The organism is Variovorax sp. SG517, from assembly GCF_013376045.1.
In the GTDB taxonomy this organism is placed as follows: Bacteria; Pseudomonadota; Gammaproteobacteria; order Burkholderiales; family Burkholderiaceae_C; genus Variovorax.
Genome location: NZ_JABMJG010000002.1, coordinates 327,045 through 347,238, shown reverse-complemented (window position 1 = coordinate 347,238; position 20,194 = coordinate 327,045). Strand labels below are relative to the sequence as shown.

Genomic DNA, 20,194 nt, shown 5'->3' with positions numbered 1-20,194 from the left:
CGGGCGGTTGGTACCCGCCCGTTTGGTCGTGAGCCTCGAATTATATGCTATTTGTGCAATTAATGAAGGGCTTTCGAACCCGCTTGAATACCCGCCCGGCTATTGCCCGGCGGCGCCACGCGATTTGAACCAGACCAGCGCGAAGAGAACCGCCCCCAGCGCCAATGCCGCCGCCGCGACCAGCAGCGGCAGCTGGAAAGACCCCGTCCGCTGGGCGAGCGGCGCGGCAAACAGCGGACCGACGATCTGCCCCACCCCGTATGAAGCCGTCGCGTAGCCGATCAGCCCCGCCGCCGCATTGCCGCGCAGCCGGCGGGCATCCCGCATCGCAAAAAGGGTGATGGCGGTGAACGGCATGCCCAGCAGAAGGCTGCCGAGCGCGAATCCGGCAATGCTCGGCCAGGCCACCGACAGCACGACGCCCAGCGCCTGCAGTGCGTAGGCAAAGGCCAGGAGCAGCCGGTTGTCCCAGTGCGTCGGCGCGCGAGCCCCGATCAGCGCGCCCGGAATGATGGCCAGCCCGAACAGCGGCCAGAAGAAATCCGGCCAGGACGATCCGGGCAGCGCCTGGCGGGCGATCACGGGCAGGAAAGTGGCGGTGATGATGTAGCCGAAGCCAGCCAGCCCGTAGAGCGCGACCAGCCAGATCGCGTCGCTGCGGTCCGCCGGCCCGGCCACGCGAGGCGCGGCGGCAGGCGCCGGGGCAGCCGCGCCGCCAGCGGCGTGGGCGTGCTCACCATCGTCGAACACCCGCCAGATCACGGCGATCAGCACCACTGCCAGAAGGCCCAGCCCGATCCAGCCCGCATCCGACCCCCAGCGCCCGAGCGCGCCGCCGAGCAGCCCGGTCATGGCAATGCCGATCCCCGGCCCGGTGTAGATCACGCCCGCCAGCGTCGGCGCGTTCGTCTCCGCCAGCCGGCGCAACCCCCAGCCCGAGGCGAAGACGAAGACCCAGGCGCTCATCACCCCCGCCGCCGTGCGCAGCACACCCCAGCTCGTGAAACTGTGCAGCAGTCCCATGCCGACCAGCAGCGCTGCCGTGGCCACGAGTCCGCCGCGCACCATGCTCGACGCCTTGATGCCGATGGCCGCGCAGCTCACCGCGCCAAGAAAGTAGCCCAGGTAGTTGAGCGAGGCCAGCACCCCGCCCGCTGCGAGCTCCAGCTTTCCCTCGTGCAGCATGATGGGCAGCATCGGCGTGAAGGCGAAGCGCCCCAGACCCATGGCCACAGACAGAGTGACCATGCAGGCCAGCGCCGCGCGCCAGGCTCCGCGCCGGTCGCGTCCGATTTCCGACATTTCTCGCGGTCTCCGTTGTTGTTCTACTCGAGCAGCGCAGCGGCCACCAGCTTCTTCGTGTAGGGGTGCTCGGGCGCATCGAGCACGCGCTCGACCTGTCCGGTTTCTAGGATGGCCCCGTCCTTCATCACGATGACGTTGTGCGCCATCGCCCGGATCACCTCCACGTCGTGCGTGATCAGCAGGTAGCTCAAGCCGCGCTCGCGCTGCAGGCGCTGCAGCAGCCCCAGCACCTGCTTCTGGATCGTGACGTCGAGCGCGCTGGTGGGCTCGTCGAGTACCAGCAGCCGGGGATCGACGATCAGCGCCCGGGCGATCGCCAGCCGCTGCCGCTGCCCACCCGAGAACTCGTGCGGATAGCGCTCCAGCAGCGCCGGAAACTGTGCCTCCGTCAGCCCGACGTCGGCCAGCGCGGCAAGCGCACGCGTCCGGCGCGCCTCGACGCCGAGCTCGGGCGCATGCACGCGCAGCCCCTCACCCACGATCTGCTCCACCGTCATGCGGGGCGAGAGCGACGAGAACGGATCCTGGAACACCACCTGCATCGTGCGGCGCAAGGCGAGATCGGAGGCCCGGTCGACCGCCCATCCCTTGCCCGCGACGGTCAGTGCGCCCTGGTACTTCAGCAGCCCGAGCGCCGCCAGCGCGAGCGTCGACTTTCCCGAGCCCGATTCGCCGACCACGCCCAGCGTCTCGCCGGAAGCGATGCGGAAATCGGCCCCCTGCACCGCGACGAACTCGCCCTTGCGGAACCAGCCGCCGATGCCAGGCTTTGGCACGGGGTAGACCACCCGCAGGGCCTTGGCCTCGATCAGCGGCGCCGCACCAGAGCCGCTCGCGACGGGCGCCACGTTGCGCTCGGGATGGCTGTCGATCAGCTTGCGCGTGTAGGGATGCTGCGGGGCGTCGAACACGGATCCCACCGCGCCGTGCTCCACGATGTGGCCGCTCTCCATGACCACCACCCGGTCGGCGAAGCGCCGCACCAGGTTCAGGTCGTGCGTGATGAGCAGCACCGCCATGCCGTGCTTGCGCTGCAGGTCGGCGAGCAGGTCGAGAATCTGCGCACGCACGGTCACGTCGAGCGCGGTGGTTGGCTCGTCGGCCAGCAGCAGCCGCGGCTTGCAGGCGAGCGCCATGGCGATCATCGCGCGCTGGCGCTGGCCGCCCGAGAGCTGGTGTGGAAACGCCCTCGCCCGCCTCGCCGGCTCGGGAATGCCGGTGTCGGCCAGCAACTGGACCGCTGCCGCCTGCGCCTCTCGCTTCGAGAGCCCCTCGTGCAGTTCGAGCACCTCGGCGATCTGGTCGCCCACGGTGTAGAGCGCGTTCAGCGCGGTCATCGGCTCCTGGAAGATCATGGCGATCTCCTTGCCGCGGATGCCCCGCAGCTCGCGCTCGGGGATCGCCAGCAGGTCGCGCGGGCCTTGCCGGCCATTCCCGAGCTCGCCACCGAAGAGCCGTGCCACGCCGGACAGGTCCGCGTTCTGCACCAGCCGCAACAGCGACAGCGCGGTGACCGTCTTGCCCGAGCCCGATTCGCCGACGAGCGCGAGCTTTTCGCCGGCGGCCATCTGGAAGTCGATGCCATGCACGACCTCCTTGCCGCCGAAGGCGACGCGCAGGCCCTTCACGTCGAGCAAGGATTGACTGGGTACGGTGCTCGTCACTTGTCGGCCTTCCGCGGATCGAGCGCGTCGCGCAGGGCGTCGCCCATGAAGGTCAGCAGCATGAGCGTGACCACAAGCACGACGAAGGTAGACAGAGATATCCACCAGGCATCGATGTTTCCCTTGCCCTGGCTCAGCAGCTCGCCGAGCGACGGAGTGCCCGGGGGTACGCCGAGTCCCAGGAAGTCGAGCGAGGTCAGCGCCAGGATGGCCGCACTCATGCGAAACGGCAGGAAGGTGACGACCGGCACCATGCTGTTGGGCAGGATGTGGCGCCACATGATCTGCAGATTTCCCACACCCAAAGCCCTCGCCGCGCGCACGTAATCCATCTGCCGGTTGCGCAGGAACTCGGCGCGCACATAGTCGGACAGCCCCATCCAGCCGAACAGGCTCAGCAGGATCAGTAGCAGCGCCACGCTGGGCGTGAAGATCGCACTGAAGATGATCAGCAGGTAAAGCTCGGGCATTGCGCCCCAGATCTCGATCAGCCGCTGGACGGTCAGGTCGATCTTGCCGCCGAAAAACCCCTGCACCGCGCCGGTCGCGATGCCCAGCACAACCCCGATGACCGTGAGCGCCAGCGCGAACAGTACGCTCACGCGAAAGCCGTAGATCAACTGGGCCAGCAGATCGCGCCCCCGTTCATCGGTGCCGAGCAGGTTCTCCTGCGAAGGCGCCGCGGGGTTCGGTGGCTTCGAGAAATAGTTGAGCGTGGCCGGGCCGTAGCGGTTCGGTGCGTAGATCGCCCAGTTGTCGCCCTGATTGAGACGCTGCTCGATGAACGGATCCAGATAGTCGGCCGGCGTCTCGAAGTCGCCGCCGAAGGTTTTCTCGGAGTAGTCCCGCAGCACCGGGAAATAGGTCTTCCCTTCGTAGCGCACCACGAGTGGCTTGTCGGTGGAAAGGACATCGGCGAAGAGGCTCAGCACCACCAGGGCCGAGAAGATCAGCAGGCTCCAGAACCCCAGTGGATTGCGGCGAAAACGCCGCCAGGCGCGCCGGCCCGGGCTCACGGACACGACTGGCGCTTCTTTGTTAGTCAAACTTCACCCTCGGATCGACCCAGACATAGCAGAGATCGGAAATGAGCTTGGTCACCAGCCCGATCAATGTGAACAGATAGAGCGTGCCCAGGAACACCGGGTAGTCGCGCCGCAGGACGCTTTCGTAGCTCAGCAGGCCCATTCCATCGAGCGAAAAGAGCGTCTCGATCAGCAGTGCGCCGGAGAAGAACGCACCGATGAATGCGGCCGGGAAGCCGGTGATGATCGGGATCAGCGCATTGCGCAGCACGTGCTTCCAAAGCACCTGCCGCTCCGCCAGCCCCTTGGCACGCGCCGTCAGCACATACTGCTTGCGGATTTCCTCGAGGTACGAGTTCTTGGTGAGCATGGTGGTGATCGCGAAGCTGCCGAGCACCATGGCCGTCACCGGCAAGGTGATGTGCCACAGGTAATCGACGATGCGTGCGCCCCAGCTCAGCGACTCCCAGTTCGGCGAGGTCAGCCCGCGCAGCGGAAACCACTGCAACTGGCCGCCGAAGATCACCAGCAGCGCCACGCCCAGCACGAAGCCCGGTATCGCGTAGCCGACGAGCACCAGCAGAGTTGTGAAGAAATCGAAGCGCGAGCCGGCACGCACCGCCTTTGCAACGCCGAGCGGCACCGCTATCAGGTAGCTGATGAAGAAAGTCCAGAGCCCCAGGCTGATCGAGACCGGCAGCTTCTCCTTGATGAGCTGCCACACGCCCTTGCTCTGGAAGAAGCTCTTGCCCAGGTCGAAGCTGGCGAACTGCTTGATCATCTGCCAGAAGCGCTCCGGCGCCGGCTTGTCGAAGCCGTATAGAGCCTTGATCTCCGCGATCTGCTTGGCATCGAGGGCGCGCCCCGTCGGACCACCCGAGAGGCGGTTCTCCTTGTTGGTCAGTTGCGAGAGCAACTGCTCGGCCGGACCACCCGGAACGAATTGCACGATGGCGAAATTGATCAGCAGCACTCCGAACAGCGTGGGAATGATCAGCAGGAGTCGTCGGAGCAGGTAGGCGGCCATGCGGTCTGTCTGTGTCTGTCGGGCTGCTACTTCGCCGCCGGATCGATCCACCACATCGTCAGCATCGCCGAACCGGCGAGAAGGCGTTGCGGCAACGGTGCGTCCGGACGGTGCAGCTTGCGCTTGTGGGCGATGAAATACTGCTTGCCGTAGTACATCGGGATCACGTAGTGCTGGTGGAGCAAGTAGCGGTCCAACAACCGCGCACCCGCCGCGAGCGCCTTGCGGTCGGGGGCATTGACGATCATTTCGAGAATCTCGTCGATCACCGGATCGCTGATGCCGCTGAGGTTCTGGCTCCCCTTTTCATTGGCCGACTTCGAGCCGAAATCGTCATACAGCTCGTTGCCCGGACTCGACGATCCACCCGCAATGTTGATGACCATGTCGAAGTCGAGATCGTCCTGCTTCTTCTTGATCAGGCTTGGGTCGCGCAGGCGGTAATCGAGCTTGATTCCCAGCTTGGCGAGGTTGCGCGCATAGGGTGCCAGCACCACGCCCGAACTGCGGTCCGGGATGTCGAAGCTGATGACGAAGGGCGTGCCGTCCTTGTCCCGCAACGCGCCGTCCTTGTAGTTCCAGCCTGCGTCCCGCAGCAGTTCCTGCGCGCGAACGAGGTTGCGCCGCAAGCCCTCGGCCGTGTCCCCCGTGGTGGCAGGGCGCGGCAGTTCGCCCTTGGTGTTGTCGATGTAGCGCTGCCTGTTCTTCAGGCGATCGACCAGCGCCTGCTCCTCGGGGGTGATCTCGGCCTGGGCCATGAGGTCGTCGCTGTTCTGGAAGTAGCTTGTCGTACGGGCCCTGCGTCCGTAGAAAAGGTGCTGGTTGAGCCAGTCGAAATCGAAGGCCAGCGCCAGTGCCTGGCGAACGCGCATGTCCTGGAAGCGCGGCTGCCGCAGATTGGGTGCCAGGCCCTGCATCCCGGTGAAGCGGCGGTGCGCGATCTCTTCCTTGATCAACTCGCCGGAATCGAAGCGGCGCCCCTTGTAGCGGCGGACCCAGGCAATGATCGAACGCTCCTCCATCGCATCGAGCGATCCCGCCTTGAGCGACTCTTCCTCGCCGAGCGCGTCCTTGAAGTACTGGTAGGACACCGAGCCGAAATTGAACATTCCCTTGCGCACCGGGAGGTCGGCGGCCCAATAGTCCGGCCGCCGGCGGTAGGAGATATGCTTGCCGAAATCGACCTTGTCCACGACGTACGGCCCGCTGGCAATAGGTGGCTCGCTCACGATCTGGTCGAATGGCTTGCCCTTGCCCCAGGTGCTGGAGAACACCGGAAGCTGGCCGATGATCATGTGCAGTTCCGAGTTCTGGCGCTTGAAGTCGAAGCGGACCGTGCGCTCCCCGACCACCACTGCGTCCTTGATGTCCCCCCAGTAGGAGCGGAAGGTAGGCCCGGCCTGCTTGCTCATCAGGGTGTCGTAGGAGTACTTCACGTCCTTCGCGAGCACCGGGGAACCGTCGGAGAACTTCGCCTTCGGGTTCAGGCGGAAGGTTACGCTCAGGCGATCAGCGGCCAGTTGCACGTCCTCGGCCAGGAGGCCATAGTTGGAGAACGGCTCGTCCTCGCTGGGCGTCATGAGCGAATCGAAGATCAGGCCGTACTCCGAGAATACGAAACCGTTGGCGCTGTAGCCCATGCCCACCGGCGGTACGCCCCTGAGAGTGAACGGGTTGAGCTTGTCGAAGGTGCCACTGGCCGACAGCACGAGCTCCCCGCCCTTGGGGGCGTCCGGGTTCACATAGTCGAAATTCCTGAACGACGCGGGGTATTTCGGCTCGTAGCCCATGCCCAGGCCATGCGCCGCCCACGAGGGGAGCGCCAAGAGAGCCAACGTCAGAAGCAGCCAACCTCGCATGCGAGAATTCTGCCCAAGATTTTCACAAGGCAACCTCATGGGCTTTCTTTCGGGCAAGAAACTGCTGATCACCGGTGTATTGAGCAATCGCTCCATTGCTTATGGCATTGCCAAGGCCTGTCACGACCAGGGCGCGGAACTCGCCTTCAGCTACGTCGGCGAGCGGTTCAAGGACCGTATCACCGAATATGCCGCAGACTTCGGCTCGAAGCTGATTTTCGACTGCGACGTGAGTGACGATGCGCAGATCGACAAGCTCTTCGCCGACCTCTCCCTGGCCTGGCCCAAGTTCGACGGTTTCGTGCACAGCATCGGCTTCGCGCCGCGCGAGGCCATCGCGGGCGACTTCCTCGACGGGCTTTCGCGCGAGGGCTTCAAGGTCGCGCACGACATCAGCGCGTACAGCTTCCCGGCCATGGCCAAGGCGGCCCTGCCCTACCTCAACGACAAGTCGGCCCTGCTGACGCTGACCTACCTGGGCGCCGAGCGCGCGCTGCCCAACTACAACACCATGGGCCTGGCCAAGGCCTCGCTCGAAGCCTCGGTGCGCTACACCGCCGCTTCGCTCGGCCCGAAGGGCATGCGCGTGAACGGCATCAGCGCGGGCCCGATCAAGACGCTGGCGGCCAGCGGGATCAAGGGCTTCGGCAAGATGCTGGCGGCCGTGGCCGACGCATCGCCGATCCGGCGCAACGTGACCATCGAGGAAGTCGGCAACGTGGCCGCCTTCCTGCTGAGCGACCTGGCCAGCGGCGTGACCGCCGAGATCACCTACGTGGACGGCGGCTTCAGCAACGTGGTCGGTGGAATGGCGGAATAACCCCGTCAGCGCCCGATGTCACAGGGCCGCACCAGCGGCCTTTTTTGCTACTTATTTCATAGCAACGTGCTGAACCGCCGCTCCCTGCTGCTTGCCGCTTTCGGCCTGGCCATCGCGCCGGCCGCGCTCTCGCGCGAGGCCGCGCCATCGCTGATGCTGGCCGAGACGTACCGCCCCGGCATGTCGCTGGCGGATTACTGGGTCAGCGAGAAGTACGACGGCGTGCGCGCCTACTGGGACGGCCGGCAGCTCTGGACGCGCGGCGGCGAGCGGATCGTCGCTCCGGCATGGTTCACCGCCCCGCTGCCGAAACAGCCGCTCGACGGCGAACTGTGGGCCGGGAGGGGCCGCTTCTCGCACGCGGTATCGACGGCACGCAACCAGACCCCCAACGACGTCGCGTGGCACGAGATGCGCTTCATGGCGTTCGACCTGCCCACGCAGCCCGGTGATTTCACGGCGCGGCTGGCGGCCCTGCGCAAGCTGCTGCCCGTCACCGACGCGCCGTGGGTGGTGCCGGTGCCGCAGGAACGCGCCACCACGCACGAGGCACTGCAGGCGCTGCTCGACAAGACGGTGAAGATGGGCGGCGAAGGCCTGATGCTCCACCGCGGGGCTTCGCTCTACAAGGGCGAACGCGGCAACGACCTGCTCAAGGTCAAGCCCTACGAAGACGCCGAAGCCCGGGTGATCGAGCACCTGCCCGGCAAGGGCAGGCACAGCTCCCGGCTGGGCGCGCTGGTGGTCGAGACGCCCGAAGGCAAGCGCTTCAGGCTCGGCACCGGCCTGACCGACGCGGAGCGCGAAAACCCGCCCGCCATCGGCACCTGGGTGACCTACCGCTACAACGGCCTCACCGCCAAGGGCCTGCCCCGTTTCGCGCGCTTCATGCGAGTGCGCGAGGGCTGATCGCTGATCAATCGACCTGATCGACCGGGCCGATATCCCGATATCGGCTCTTCACCCCCGCCAGGCGGTTACTTCGCTTCCTTGACGCAATCCGCGTAGTAGCGCTTCTTGCCCGTCTCGTCGACGCGCGCCACCAGGCCGTGGATGTCGGTCTCGAAGCCAGGGCACTGCGTGTTGAATTCGCGCGAGAACTTGAGGTAGTCGACGATTTTCTTGTTGAACACCTCGCCCGGAATCAAGAGCGGAATGCCCGGCGGGTACGGGGTGATCAGGCTGGTGGTGATGCGGCCTTCGAGCTCGTCGATTTCCACCCGCTCGGTCTTGCGGTGTGCGATGTGGGCGAAGGCATCGCTGGGCTTCATGGCCGGCGTGAGGTCGCTCAGGTACATCTCGGTCGTGAGTCGGGCCACGTCGTAGCGCGCATACAGCTGGTGGATGTGCTGGCACAGGTCGCGCAGGCCCAGGCGCTCGTAGCCGGGGTGCTGCTGGCAGAACTCCGGCATGATGCGCCACATCGGCTGGTTGCGCGCGTAGTCGTCCTTGAACTGCTGCAGCGCCGTGAGCAGCGTGTTCCAGCGGCCCTTGGTGATGCCGATGGTGAACATGATGAAGAAGCTGTAGAGGCCCGTCTTTTCCACGATCACGCCGTGCTCGGCGAGGAACTTGGTCACCACGCTGGCCGGAATGCCGGTCTCGGCGAAGTTGCCCTCAAGGTCCAGGCCCGGCGTGACGATGGTCGACTTGATCGGGTCGAGCATGTTGAAGCCGTCGGCCAGCTCGCCGAAGCCGTGCCAGTTGCGCGGCGAATTCTTGCCTTTGCTCTTGCCCTTGGGCTGGCCGTTCTTCTCGCCGTGCATGATCCAGTCGTCGGCGCGCCCGATGCCCTCGTCGACGAGCTTCTCGGGGCCCCAGACCTTGAACCACCACTCGTCCTTGCCGAACTCCTCCTCGACCTTGCGCATGGCGCGGCGGAAGTCCAGCGCCTCGAGGATGCTCTCCTCCACCAGCGCGGTGCCGCCGGGCGGCTCCATCATGGCGGCGGCCACGTCGCAGCTCGCGATGATCGCGTACTGCGGGCTGGTCGACGAGTGCATCAGGTAGGCCTCGTTGAAGAGGTCGCGGTCGAGTTGGCGGTTCTGCGAATCCTGCACCAGCACGTGGCTGGCCTGGCTGATGCCGGCCAGCAGCTTGTGGGTGGACTGTGTGGCGAACACCAGCGATTCCTTCGGACGCACCCGGCGCTTGCCCATCGCGTGGTAGGCGCCGTAGAACGGGTGGAAGGCCGCGTGCGGCAGCCACGCCTCGTCGAAATGCAGCGTGTCGACGTAGCCGTCGAGCATGTTCTTGATGGTCTCGGTGTTGTAGATCACGCCGTCGTAGGTCGACTGCGTGAGCGTCATCACGCGCGGCTTGACCTTGTCGGCATCCACGTCGGCCAGCAGCGGGTTGGCCTTGATCTTGGCCTTGATGGCGCTCTGCTCGAACTCGCTCTTGGGAATGGGGCCGATGATGCCGAAGTGGTTGCGCGTGGGCTTCATGAACACCGGAATCGCGCCGGTCATGATGATCGCATGCAGGATCGACTTGTGGCAGTTGCGGTCGACCACCACCACGTCGCCCGGCGCCACCGTGTGGTGCCACACCATCTTGTTGCTGGTGCTGGTGCCGTTGGTCACGAAGAAGCAGTGGTCGGCGTTGAAAATGCGCGCCGCGTTGCGCTCGCTGGCCGCGACCGGGCCGGTGTGGTCGAGCAACTGGCCGAGCTCTTCCACCGCGTTGCAGACGTCGGCGCGCAGCATGTTCTCGCCGAAGAACTGGTGGAACATCTGGCCCACGGGGCTCTTCAGGAAGGCCACGCCACCCGAGTGGCCGGGGCAGTGCCACGAATACGAGCCGTCTTCCGCGTAGTCGATCAGCGCCTTGAAGAACGGCGGCTGCACGCTCTCGAGGTAGCTCTTGGCCTCGCGGATGATGTGGCGCGCCACGAATTCGGGGGTGTCCTCGAACATGTGGATGAAGCCGTGCAGCTCGCGCAGGATGTCGTTGGGCAGGTGGCGCGAGGTCTTGGTCTCGCCGTAGATGTAGATAGGCACGTCGGCGTTCTTGCGCCGCACTTCGCCGATGAAGGTGCGCAGGTTCAGCACGGCCGGATCGAGGTCGGGGCCGATGGTGAACTCCTCGTCGTCGATCGACAGGATGAAGGCGCTGGCGCGGCTTTGCTGCTGGGCGAACTGGCTCAGGTCGCCGTAGCTGGTGACGCCCAGCACCTCGAAGCCTTCCGTCTCGATGGCCTGCGCGAGCGCGCGGATGCCGAGGCCCGAAGTGTTTTCGGAGCGGAAGTCCTCGTCGATGATGACGATGGGAAAGCGAAATTTCATGAGCGGGGCTCCGGACAGGCAGACAGACAGCAATGTGGCGAGGCGCGAAGTGTACGGAATTCGGATGACGGATCCGGTCAGCTTCGCACAAGCCATTCGGAGCGGTCCGGCAAGGCTTCCTTCGCCCTCCCCGATGCAGTATCCCTACGCAGGGCAAGCGCTTGGAGCGAATGCATCAGAATGGCGCGCATCGAACAAGTAACAAGAGGAGTCGACATGGCAAATTCCACTGTCTGGTGGCTGATTGCGGGGGTGGCCATCGTGGTCGAGCTGCTCTCGGGCACCGTCTATCTCCTGCTGCTGGCAGCCGGTTTCGCGGCGGCGGCCATCTCGGCGCACCTGGGCTTCGGCACCGTCACGCAACTCATCGTGGCGGCCGTCATCGGCGTGGGGGCCGTGCTGGTCTGGTACACGATCCAGCGCAGGCGCCCCCCTGCCCCGCCCACCGAAGCCAACCGCGACGTGAATCTCGACATCGGCGAGACCGTGCAGGTCGATGCCTGGAACCCGGACGGCACGGCGACAGTGCGTTATCGCGGGGCGCAATGGACCGTGATCCAGCGCGCGGGCCGCGCGCCCTCCACCGGCGAGCACCGCGTGGTCGAGGTGGTCGGCAGCCGACTGGTGGTCGACAAGGTTTAGTCAGTCAGTCCGTCGTAGACAGAACTCAGAAAAGGAAGCGCACCATGGAATTCTCGGTACCACTCATCATCCTGGTCATCGCGATCATCTTCATCAGCCAGTCGGTCAAGTTCGTGCCGCAGCAGAACGCCTGGATCCGCGAGCGGCTGGGCAAGTACCACGGCACGATGACGCCCGGCCCCAACTTCCTGATCCCGTTCATCGACCGGGTGGCCTACAAGCACAGCCTGAAGGAAATCCCGCTCGACGTGCCCAGCCAGATCTGCATCACGCGCGACAACACGCAGCTGCAGGTGGACGGCATCCTGTACTTCCAGGTGACCGACCCGATGCGCGCCAGCTACGGCTCGTCGAACTACATCGTGGCCGTGACCCAGCTCGCCCAGACCTCACTGCGCAGCGTGATCGGCAAGCTGGAGCTCGACAAGACCTTCGAGGAGCGCGACGTCATCAACGCCCAGGTGGTGGCGGCGATCGACGAGGCGGCGCTGAACTGGGGCGTGAAGGTGCTGCGCTACGAAATCAAGGACCTGACGCCGCCGAAGGAAATCCTGCAGGCGATGCAGCGCCAGATCACCGCCGAGCGCGAAAAGCGCGCGCTGATCGCCGCCTCCGAAGGTCGCCGCCAGGAGCAGATCAACATCGCCACCGGCGAGCGCGAGGCCTTCATCGCCCGCTCGGAGGGCGAGAAGCAGGCCCAGATCAACAACGCCCAGGGTGAAGCTGCCGCCATCACCGCGGTTGCCACGGCAACGGCCGACGCCATCGAACGGGTGGCGGCCGCCATCCGCCAGCCGGGCGGCGAGCAGGCGGTCCAGCTCAAGGTGGCCGAGCGAGCCGTCGACGCCTACGGCAAGGTGGCGGCCGACTCCAAGACCACGCTGATCGTGCCCAGCAACATGACCGAAACCGCCACGCTGATCGCTTCAGCGATGCGGATGGTGCAGGCCGGCAAGTCTTCGGTGCAAGGTCCGGGAAATCAGGGCTGACTGACTGCTACAATCGTGGGCTCAGGAGCGGTGGATGAGCGGTTTAAGTCGCACGCCTGGAAAGCGTGTGAGGGTTAATAGCCCTCCGCGGGTTCGAATCCCGCCTGCTCCGCCAGAGATTGATTGTTCGTAACCGTTCACGGACACTCGAACGACACAGGAAGCCCAGTCGCCACAAGCGCCTGGGCTTTTTTGTCTCCTGCTTCTCCCCCGCCCCCGCCCGGGAAGCGGCGTTGCCTTGCAACAACCGGGATAAGCACCCGGGCGCTCCCGTCTGGAGCTACGATTCGAAGGTTCTACTTTTACGCCTGCAAAGGATCCCCCGATGGCCGGAAAACCGCAAAACCCGTCTCGCGGCACGACGCCGCTGGACCGAACCCTGGAAAAGAGCGAGCAGGTGGCGGCGGACGTGCAGCGGGCATCGGACAACCTCGCCGTCGTCAATACGGTGCTCGAGCAGGAACTGCCCGAGGAAGTGCAGGTCGGCGAGGTGGCGCAGGCCATCGAGCACACCAGCCAGCTCGAGGAAAAGCTGGCCAAGTCGGCCGAGAAGCTCGCCGAGGTCAATGCTGCGCTGACCGAGGAAATCGAGAAGCGCCTCGAGGTCACGGCCGAGCGCGACGAGAGCCAGGCGCTGGCCGAGAAGCTCAAGGCGAAGATCCGCGCCAAAGGCTCGGACTGACCTCGCACCGGACCTCGTCCGTATCCCTTCTCCTACGCCGGGCTGCCGCCAGGCACGCTACGCTATTCGTTCTCAAAGCGAAACCACGGCATGGCCCTCATCACGTTCCTCGTCGAGGACAACAAGACCATCAGGGACAACCTGGTCCCGGCACTCGAGGATCTGGTCAACGGCCGGGTGGTCGGCTTCGCCGAAACCGAGACGGACGCCCTCGCGTGGCTCGCAGAGCATCCCGACGGCTGGCAACTGCTGATCGTCGATCTTTTCCTGAAGGAAGGCTCCGGCCTCGGCGTTCTCGGGGGCTGCAGGGACCGCAAGCCCAGCCAGCGGGTGGTGGTGCTGAGCAACTACGTGACGGCGGACATCCGGGCTCGCTGCACGGCGCTCGGCGCGGATGCGGTGTTCGACAAGTCGCGCGACCTCGACGCCTTCATCGAATACTGCAACGCCAACCGCCCCTCGGGCCTCGCGCCGCTCTGACCGCCTGGCGCTGAAACAGACAAGCATGAAAAAAGGGCCCGAAGGCCCTTTTCTCTTTTCTGGCTGAAGCGAATCAGCGCACCACGGCGATCTGCGTGCGCGCACCACCCTTGTAGGTGTACAGCGTCAGCGCGCCATTCTTGATGTCGCCCTTCTCGTCGAAGGCGATCGGGCCGGTCACGCCCTTGTATTGCACCTTGCCCACTTCGGGCAGGTACTTGGCGGGGTCGGACGAACCGGCCTTCACCATGGCTTCGGCCAGCACGTTGACCGCGTCGTACACGTACGGTGCATAGATCTGCACTTCCACGCCGTTCTTGGTCTTGAACTTGGCCTTGAAGTCTTCCAGGGGCTGCTTGAAGTCGCCGTCGACGCCGCCGGCTTCAGCGCACACCACCATGTCTTCGCCGATGGCATCGCCAGCCAGCTTCGGCAGTTCGCTGGTGCACAGGCCGTCGCCGCCCATGAACTTGACGTTCAGGCCGAGTTGCTTGACTTGCTTGAGCATCGGGCCGCCGACGGCGTCCATGCCGCCGAAGAACAGCACGTCGGGCTTGGCGGCCTTCAGCTTGGTCAGGATGGCGTTGAAGTCGGTCGACTTGTCGGTGGTGAACTCGTGGCCCACGATGGTGGCGCCAGCGGCCTTGGCCGACTTCTCGAACTCTTCGGCAACGCCCTGGCCATAAGCGGTACGGTCGTCGATCACGGCAATGTTCTTGCCCTTGAGCGTTTCGACTGCGTACTTGCCCAGCGTGCCGCCGAGTTGCGTGTCGTCAGCCACCACGCGGAACGTGGTCTTGAAGCCTTGGCGCGTGTACTTCGGGTTGGTGGCCGAAGGCGAGATCTGCGGAATGCCAGCGTCGCTATACAGCTTGGAGGCGGGGATGGTGGTGCCCGAGTTCAGGTGACCGACCACGCCGTTGACCTTTTCGTCCACGAGCTTCTGGGCCACAGCCGTGCCCTGCTTCGGATCGCCTGCATCGTCTTCTGCGACCAGTTCGAACTTGGCAACCTTGTCGCCGATCTTGAGGCCCTTTGCATTCAGGTCTTCGATGGCCATCTTGGCGCCGAACTCGTTGTCCTTGCCGAGGTGGGCAATGGCACCGCTGGTAGGTCCCACGTGACCGATCTTGACGACCAGGGTTTCTCCGGCAGGTGCGGGTGCAGGTGCAGCCGGGGCCGCGGCCGTTGGCGCGGGCGCTGCAGCGGGAGCAGCAGCTTCTTCTTTCTTGCCGCAAGCCACGAGCGTGATTGCAGCCAGTGCGACCGCAGTCCATTTCAATTGCATGAGAACCTCCAGAACTTGGATGAAAAGAATAAAAAACCGGTCGTGTGATCCGGGCGCGCTGACCTCGCAAGTTTCGCGCCGCAGACCAGCGGCACCCTCACGCCCTTCCGACCTGCGGCGCAGTTTAGCCCAGTATTCAGGCCCCGGAAGCTGGCGTAGACCCGGTGTTTTCGCTGAGTTCGGCGGCCATTGCCTCGATCACGAGCGCGCGCAAAACGGCCTCGATTTCATTGCGCAAACGCGGCACCATTGCGTCGAGCTGATGCTGAACGGCAGCTGACACGGTGTCGCTCAAACGCTCTTCCAGCGACAGGTCGACGCGCTGCAGCACGCGATGCAGCAACTGCTCTTCGAGGCTGACGATTTCCGCCTGCGAGAGCTGCGCGGCCGGCGGCAATGCCATCGAGCTCGCCGGGTCCGGCGCAGGCGGCTGCGCGGCCTGCGGCTCGGGACTCGCGGGCTCCGCAGGAGTCTCGAGCACCGTCGTCAGCGTGGGAACGAACCGGGGTGGCGTGCGCAGCGTGCTGGCCATGTCAGGAACTCTTTGCGAAGTCGTGCGGCTGGATGGTGTAGCCACGATCGGCATAGTGGCGCCAGCGGGCGCGGCCGACCTGGCGGTCGTTGGCCTCGTCGCTCACGATGTCGATCATGCGTTCGTAGCGCTCGAAGCCCGCAGGCACTTCGAGGCCCAGGTTCACCAGCATCTCGCGGTGCGGCAGCGAGGCCGCGTCGGCCCCCTGCGCCGACAGCACCACGGGCGAGCGCGCGACGACATGGGCCGGCGCATCGTCGCGGCAGTGCGCGACGAAGTCCACCGGCGACAGCTGCCACAGCGCGGCATCCACCGCGTCGAGCGAGCGCGCATCGCCCACCACCACCACGCGCAGGCCGCGCGTGTTCACGGCCTTGCGAACCAGCCGGCAGGCGTAGGTCAGCTTGTCGCGCGCGTTGTAGTGAAAGCCGATTTCCGTCACTTCGCGGACCGCGCCTTCTTGCCCGTGGCCTCGGTGGCCCTGGCTTTCCTGGGCTTCGCCTTGCCCGATGCCTCGCCGCTGCCCGCGCGGCTCGTGAGATAGGACACCAGCAGGCCCACCGGCCGGCCGGTCGAGCCCTTGGCCGCCCCGCTCTTCCAGGCGGTGCCGGCGATGTCCAGGTGCGCCCACGGGAAGTCGCTCGTGAAGCGCTGCAGGAACTTGGCCGCGGTGATGGCGCCGCCCGCGCGGCCGGCAATGTTGGCCACGTCGGCGAAGTTGCTCTTCAGGCCCTCGGCGTAGTCGTCGTCCAGCGGCATGCGCCAGCAGCGGTCCTGCGAGGCTTCCCCGGCGGCTTCGAGCGCGGCGGCCAGCGTGTCGTCGCTGGCGAAGAGGCCGCTGCGCACGCCGCCCAGGGCGATCACGCAGGCGCCGGTCAGCGTAGCGATGTCGATCACGGCGGCGGGCTCGAAGCGCCTGGCGTAGGTCAGCGCATCGCAAAGGATGAGCCGGCCTTCGGCGTCGGTGTTGAGCACCTCGATGGTCTGGCCGCTCATGCTGGTGACCACGTCGCCCGGCTTCACCGCGCGGCCGTCGTTCATGTTCTCGCACGAAGGAATGAGGCCGACGACGTTGATGGCGGGCTGGATGTCGCCCAGCGCGCGGAAGGTGCCGAGTACGCTGGCCGCGCCGCACATGTCGAACTTCATCTCATCCATCTCGGCCGCGGGCTTGAGCGAGACGCCGCCGGTGTCGAAGGTGATTCCCTTGCCGACCAGCACCACCGGCGCCTGCTCCTTGGAGGCCCCCTGGTAGCGCAGCACGATGAAGCGCAGCGGCTCGGCGGAGCCCTGGGCCACGGCGGCGAAGGAGCCCATGCCGAGCCTCTCGACCTCCTTGGGGCCCAGCACCTCGCACTTGATGTTCGGCAGCTTCGCCAGCTCCTTGGCGGCCTCGCCCAGCAGCGTGGGGGTGGCGTGGTTGGCGGGCCGGTTGCCCCACTCCTTGGCCAGCTCGATGCCCCGCACGGTGGCGCGGGCGTCGTCGAAGGCGCCGGCGACCGCGGCGGCATCGGCCACGCCGACAGTCAGCTGGCGGATGCTGCGGGGTTCGGCCTTCGACTTGGTGGTGGTGTAGACATAGCTGGCTTCGGCCGCCGCCGTGACGGCGCAAGCCACCGCCGCGCCGTCGGCGGGCTGCGCGAACACCAGGGTCACGCGCTTGGGCGCCTGGGCCTTGGCCGCATTGACCGCCGCGACGACGCCCGTGCGCACCGAGGCCGGCTTGCCGTCGCCAATGGCGGCGAGCACCACGCGGGGGGCCACGACGTCTTCCGGGCGGTACAGGCTGAGCAGCTTGCCGGCCTTGTCGGGCAGGTCGCCGGCCTTGCGGGCAGAGGCGGCAAGCACGGAAAGCGGGTCTTTGGAGGCGATGGGAGCGCTGCCGGCGAGCACGATCAGGACATCGGATTTCTCGGCTGCGGCCTGGGCGACGGTGAGGGTCTTGAGTTGAAAGTCCATAATCCTTTTTTTCCTCGAACGATGTTATTCCATTCTTCCTTACGCAAGGAGCTGTCCCGCAGCTTCGGAGCGACCCTCGTGGTACTAGTCACCATCGTGATGACCATGATGCTCATCCGCACCCTCGGGCTCGCGTCCAAGGGCAGTGTGAACCCGCAGGAGGTGTTCCTGGTGATGGCCTACACGGTGCTCGGCTACATGCCGACCATCCTGAGCCTGAGCCTGTTCATCGCCATCGTCGGCACCCTGTCGCGCATGTACCGCGACAGCGAGATGGTCATCTGGTTCTCCAGCGGACAAGGCATGGCCGACTTCGTCAAGCCGCTGTTCCGCTTCGCCTGGCCGGTGCTGATCCTGATCGCCGTCATGGCGCTGGTGGGCTGGCCCTGGGCCAACTCGCAGACCATCGGCATGCGCAAGCAGTACGAGCAGCGCAGCGACATCGAGCGCGTGGCGCCGGGTGAATTCCGCGAATCGGCCGGCCGCGTGCGGGTGTTCTTCATCGACAAGGAGACGCCGGACAACTCCAGGGCCACGAACGTCTTCATCTGGTCGATCGAGCGCAACCTGCAGATCACCACCTCGGCGCGCAGCGGCAGCATCGAGAACATCGGCGATTCGCGCTACCTGCTGCTCAACAACGGCCAGCGGCTCGAGCAGCCGATGGCCAACACCGGCCTGAAGATCAGCGAATTCAAGACCTACGGAACGCGCGCCGGCGGAAGCTCCGGCTTCGGCGACGACACCACTCCGGCGCGTGCGCGCACCACCCTGTCGCTGCTGACCGACCGGAGCGACATGAGCCGGGGCGAACTGGCCTGGCGCGTCGGCATGCTGCTGGCCGCCATCAACTTCGTGCTGCTGGCGCTGAACGTGTCCAGCGGCAACCCGCGCGTGGGCCGCAGTGGCAACCTGCTGCTCGCGCTGTTCGCCTTCGTCGTCTACTACAACATGCTCAACCTCGGCCAGAGCTGGATCAGCTCGGGCAAGTTCGGCATGGGCGGCTTCATGCTGCTGCTGCATGGCGGCGTGCTGCTGATCAACCTTGCATGGCTGGGCGCCCGCCAGAACAACTGGGGACGACGCATCCGGAAGAGCCCGTCCGCCTCCGTTGCCGCGCCGGCAACCGCTCCCAGGATCGAACCCACGTGAAAACGATAAGACGCCTGATCTACGTCGAGGTGCTGAAGGCCGTCGCGTTCGTGACGCTCGGCTTCCTGAGCCTCTTCTTCTTCTTCGACTTCGTCGACGAGCTGCAGTCCATCGGCAAGCCCGACAGCCTGAACTACGGGCCCGCGCAGGCGCTGATCTACGTGACCCTGCTGGTGCCGAGCCATCTCTACGAGCTGCTGCCGATCACCGTGCTGATCGGCTCGATCTTCGTCATGGCCCGGCTGGCGCAGAGCTCCGAATACACCATCCTGCGCACCAGCGGACTGGGCCCCTGGCGCGCGCTGCGCACCCTGCTGCTGCTGGGCATCGGCTTCGTGGTGCTGACCTTCGCCATCGGCGACTACGTGGCGCCGGCCTCCGAGCGCACGGGCCAGCTGCTCAAGGCCAGGTACCAGGGCACCTATTCGCTGGCCGGCAACACCGGCGCCTGGCTCAAGGAAAAGCGGGACAACGCCTCCTACGCCGTGAACGTGCTGGCCATCGACCGCAAGGGCGCGCTGAAGAACCCGCGCATCTTCGAGTTCGACGACAACGGCTACATCAAGACCCAGATCGTCGCCGCCTCGGCCACCATCGGCAGCGACGGCCACTGGCTGCTCACCGACGTCGCCGAGCAGAAATACGACACGCGCAGCTCGGCCGAGCAGGCTCACATCGTCACCACCAAGATCCCGCAGCTGAACTGGCCGACCTCGCTGACCGGCGAGATGGTGTCGGTCGCGCTGCTGCGCCCCGACCGGATGAGCACGATCGACCTGTTCGACTACATCCGCCACCTCGACGCCAACGGCCAGACCGCGCAGCGCTACGAGATCGAGTTCTGGCGCAAGGTGTTCTACCCGCTGTCGTGCCTGGTGATGGTGGTGCTCGCCCTGCCCTTCGCCTACCTGCACTTCCGCCAGTCGGGCATCACGACCTACGTGTTCGGCGGCGTGATGATCGGCATCAGCTTCTTCCTGCTGAACAACGTGTTCGGCTACCTGGGCAACCTCAGCAACTGGTCGCCCTGGCTCACCGCGGCGGCGCCAGGGATGATCTATTCGGTGATGTCGCTCACGGCCTTCAGCTGGCTCGTGCTGCGGCGATGACGCGAGGCATCGTCCTGCTGGCGCACGGCTCGCGCGACGAGCGCTGGCGCCAGCCCATCGAGGCCGTGGCCGCCCGGTTGCTAGCCAACGAGCCCGGCGCCCGCGTGGCCTGCGCCTACATGGAACTCGCCGAGCCCGACCTGCCCACGGCCGTGGCAACACTGGTTGCGGGTGGTGCCACCGCCATCCGCGTCGTCCCCCTGTTCCTCGGCATGGGCAAGCACGCCCGCGAAGACCTGCCGCATCAGCTCGATTCGCTGCGCCAGCGCTGGCCCGCCATCGGCTTCACGCTCACCCGGATCGTGGGCGAAGAGCCGGAACTGGTCGATCTCCTGGCACGGATTGCGGTCAAATCATGAACATCCGGCAATTTC

19 protein-coding genes and 1 tRNA gene are annotated in these 20,194 nt (G+C 65.8%); 10 read left to right on the top strand and 10 right to left on the bottom strand.

Features of this window, described 5'->3' with window-relative positions; genetic code table 11:
* Positions 1–99 precede the first annotated feature (99 nt).
* From FHT32_RS07140 to FHT32_RS07120, 5 genes are read right to left on the bottom strand one after another with little or no spacing between them, the layout of a single operon-like run.
* Positions 100–1,302, bottom strand: a complete 1,203-nt coding sequence (locus FHT32_RS07140; RefSeq protein ID WP_176663940.1) for a YbfB/YjiJ family MFS transporter — start codon at positions 1,300–1,302, stop codon at positions 100–102.
* Between the two features lie 23 nt (positions 1,303–1,325).
* On the bottom strand, positions 1,326–2,969 hold the full coding sequence (locus tag FHT32_RS07135; RefSeq protein WP_176663939.1) for a dipeptide ABC transporter ATP-binding protein: 1,644 nt from the start codon (positions 2,967–2,969) through the stop codon (positions 1,326–1,328).
* Positions 2,966–3,985, bottom strand: coding sequence for an ABC transporter permease (locus tag FHT32_RS07130; protein ID WP_371132141.1), 1,020 nt, complete (start codon positions 3,983–3,985; stop codon positions 2,966–2,968). The genes FHT32_RS07135 and FHT32_RS07130 overlap by 4 nt, the downstream gene beginning before the upstream one ends.
* 22 nt (positions 3,986–4,007) lie before the next feature.
* On the bottom strand, positions 4,008–5,021 hold the full coding sequence (locus tag FHT32_RS07125; RefSeq protein ID WP_176663937.1) for a microcin C ABC transporter permease YejB: 1,014 nt from the start codon (positions 5,019–5,021) through the stop codon (positions 4,008–4,010).
* A 26-nt stretch (positions 5,022–5,047) separates the two neighbouring features.
* Positions 5,048–6,952 carry an extracellular solute-binding protein gene (locus FHT32_RS07120; RefSeq protein ID WP_371132140.1) on the bottom strand — a complete coding sequence of 635 codons (1,905 nt, stop codon included), beginning with the start codon at positions 6,950–6,952 and terminating at the stop codon, positions 5,048–5,050.
* On the opposite strand from FHT32_RS07120, the gene fabI reads away from it, so the two are divergent.
* On the top strand, positions 6,918–7,700 hold the full coding sequence (gene fabI / locus FHT32_RS07115) for an enoyl-ACP reductase FabI (RefSeq protein WP_176663936.1): 783 nt from the start codon (positions 6,918–6,920) through the stop codon (positions 7,698–7,700). The genes FHT32_RS07120 and fabI overlap by 35 nt on opposite strands.
* Before the next feature lie 66 nt (positions 7,701–7,766).
* Positions 7,767–8,609, top strand: a complete 843-nt coding sequence (locus FHT32_RS07110; protein WP_176663935.1) for a DNA ligase — start codon at positions 7,767–7,769, stop codon at positions 8,607–8,609.
* A gap of 68 nt (positions 8,610–8,677) precedes the next feature.
* On the opposite strand, the gene FHT32_RS07105 is transcribed toward FHT32_RS07110, so the two are convergent.
* Entirely contained in the window at positions 8,678–10,987 is a 2,310-nt protein-coding gene (locus FHT32_RS07105; protein WP_176663934.1) for an arginine/lysine/ornithine decarboxylase, read from the bottom strand.
* Positions 10,988–11,203: 216 nt separating this feature from the next.
* Here FHT32_RS07105 and FHT32_RS07100 point away from each other — a divergent pair, with 216 nt between their 5' ends.
* From FHT32_RS07100 to FHT32_RS07080, 5 genes are all read left to right on the top strand, one after another.
* A complete protein-coding gene (locus FHT32_RS07100; RefSeq protein ID WP_176663933.1) occupies positions 11,204–11,629 on the top strand; it encodes an NfeD family protein in 426 nt (141 codons plus the stop codon).
* Positions 11,630–11,673: 44 nt separating this feature from the next.
* Entirely contained in the window at positions 11,674–12,618 is a 945-nt protein-coding gene (locus tag FHT32_RS07095; protein ID WP_176663932.1) for an SPFH domain-containing protein, read from the top strand.
* A 24-nt stretch (positions 12,619–12,642) separates the two neighbouring features.
* Positions 12,643–12,733, top strand: a tRNA-Ser gene (locus FHT32_RS07090).
* Between the two features lie 210 nt (positions 12,734–12,943).
* Complete coding sequence (locus FHT32_RS07085; RefSeq protein WP_176663931.1) at positions 12,944–13,300, top strand: hypothetical protein; 357 nt, start codon at positions 12,944–12,946, stop codon at positions 13,298–13,300.
* A gap of 90 nt (positions 13,301–13,390) precedes the next feature.
* Positions 13,391–13,780, top strand: a complete 390-nt coding sequence (locus FHT32_RS07080; protein WP_176663930.1) for a response regulator — start codon at positions 13,391–13,393, stop codon at positions 13,778–13,780.
* A gap of 73 nt (positions 13,781–13,853) precedes the next feature.
* Here the strand turns inward: FHT32_RS07080 and FHT32_RS07075 are convergent, their stop codons facing one another.
* From FHT32_RS07075 to FHT32_RS07060, 4 genes are all read right to left on the bottom strand, one after another.
* Positions 13,854–15,068 (bottom strand): branched-chain amino acid ABC transporter substrate-binding protein, encoded by a 1,215-nt coding sequence (locus FHT32_RS07075; RefSeq protein WP_176663929.1) that lies wholly within the window; start codon positions 15,066–15,068, stop codon positions 13,854–13,856.
* 136 nt (positions 15,069–15,204) lie between these two features.
* Positions 15,205–15,600: a hypothetical protein gene (locus FHT32_RS07070; RefSeq protein WP_176663928.1), complete on the bottom strand. Its 396-nt coding sequence runs from the start codon at positions 15,598–15,600 to the stop codon at positions 15,205–15,207.
* Between the two features lies 1 nt (position 15,601).
* Entirely contained in the window at positions 15,602–16,042 is a 441-nt protein-coding gene (locus tag FHT32_RS07065) for a DNA polymerase III subunit chi (protein WP_176663927.1), read from the bottom strand.
* A complete protein-coding gene (locus FHT32_RS07060; RefSeq protein ID WP_176663926.1) occupies positions 16,039–17,559 on the bottom strand; it encodes a leucyl aminopeptidase in 1,521 nt (506 codons plus the stop codon). The genes FHT32_RS07065 and FHT32_RS07060 overlap by 4 nt, the downstream gene beginning before the upstream one ends.
* A gap of 21 nt (positions 17,560–17,580) precedes the next feature.
* Here FHT32_RS07060 and lptF point away from each other — a divergent pair, with 21 nt between their 5' ends.
* From lptF to FHT32_RS07045, 3 genes are read left to right on the top strand one after another with little or no spacing between them, the layout of a single operon-like run.
* A complete protein-coding gene (gene lptF, locus FHT32_RS07055; RefSeq protein ID WP_176663925.1) occupies positions 17,581–18,711 on the top strand; it encodes an LPS export ABC transporter permease LptF in 1,131 nt (376 codons plus the stop codon).
* Positions 18,708–19,820 (top strand): LPS export ABC transporter permease LptG, encoded by a 1,113-nt coding sequence (gene lptG / locus FHT32_RS07050; protein WP_176663924.1) that lies wholly within the window; start codon positions 18,708–18,710, stop codon positions 19,818–19,820. The genes lptF and lptG overlap by 4 nt, the downstream gene beginning before the upstream one ends.
* Positions 19,817–20,179 carry a sirohydrochlorin chelatase gene (locus FHT32_RS07045; protein WP_176663923.1) on the top strand — a complete coding sequence of 121 codons (363 nt, stop codon included), beginning with the start codon at positions 19,817–19,819 and terminating at the stop codon, positions 20,177–20,179. The genes lptG and FHT32_RS07045 overlap by 4 nt, the downstream gene beginning before the upstream one ends.
* The last annotated feature ends 15 nt before the right edge of the window (positions 20,180–20,194 follow it).

What these genes read in the sequence shown, in the direction of transcription:
- FHT32_RS07140 (WP_176663940.1), bottom strand. Translation starts at nt 1,302, where the DNA reads ATGTCGGAAATCGGACGCGACCGGCGCGGAGCCTGGCGCGCGGCGCTG.
- FHT32_RS07125 (WP_176663937.1), bottom strand. Translation starts at nt 5,021, where the DNA reads ATGGCCGCCTACCTGCTCCGACGACTCCTGCTGATCATTCCCACGCTG.
- fabI (WP_176663936.1), top strand. Translation starts at nt 6,918, where the DNA reads ATGGGCTTTCTTTCGGGCAAGAAACTGCTGATCACCGGTGTATTGAGC.
- FHT32_RS07105 (WP_176663934.1), bottom strand. Translation starts at nt 10,987, where the DNA reads ATGAAATTTCGCTTTCCCATCGTCATCATCGACGAGGACTTCCGCTCC.
- FHT32_RS07100 (WP_176663933.1), top strand. Translation starts at nt 11,204, where the DNA reads ATGGCAAATTCCACTGTCTGGTGGCTGATTGCGGGGGTGGCCATCGTG.
- FHT32_RS07095 (WP_176663932.1), top strand. Translation starts at nt 11,674, where the DNA reads ATGGAATTCTCGGTACCACTCATCATCCTGGTCATCGCGATCATCTTC.
- FHT32_RS07085 (WP_176663931.1), top strand. Translation starts at nt 12,944, where the DNA reads ATGGCCGGAAAACCGCAAAACCCGTCTCGCGGCACGACGCCGCTGGAC.
- FHT32_RS07080 (WP_176663930.1), top strand. Translation starts at nt 13,391, where the DNA reads ATGGCCCTCATCACGTTCCTCGTCGAGGACAACAAGACCATCAGGGAC.
- FHT32_RS07075 (WP_176663929.1), bottom strand. Translation starts at nt 15,068, where the DNA reads ATGCAATTGAAATGGACTGCGGTCGCACTGGCTGCAATCACGCTCGTG.
- FHT32_RS07070 (WP_176663928.1), bottom strand. Translation starts at nt 15,600, where the DNA reads ATGGCCAGCACGCTGCGCACGCCACCCCGGTTCGTTCCCACGCTGACG.
- FHT32_RS07060 (WP_176663926.1), bottom strand. Translation starts at nt 17,559, where the DNA reads ATGGACTTTCAACTCAAGACCCTCACCGTCGCCCAGGCCGCAGCCGAG.
- lptF (WP_176663925.1), top strand. Translation starts at nt 17,581, where the DNA reads ATGTTATTCCATTCTTCCTTACGCAAGGAGCTGTCCCGCAGCTTCGGA.
- FHT32_RS07045 (WP_176663923.1), top strand. Translation starts at nt 19,817, where the DNA reads ATGACGCGAGGCATCGTCCTGCTGGCGCACGGCTCGCGCGACGAGCGC.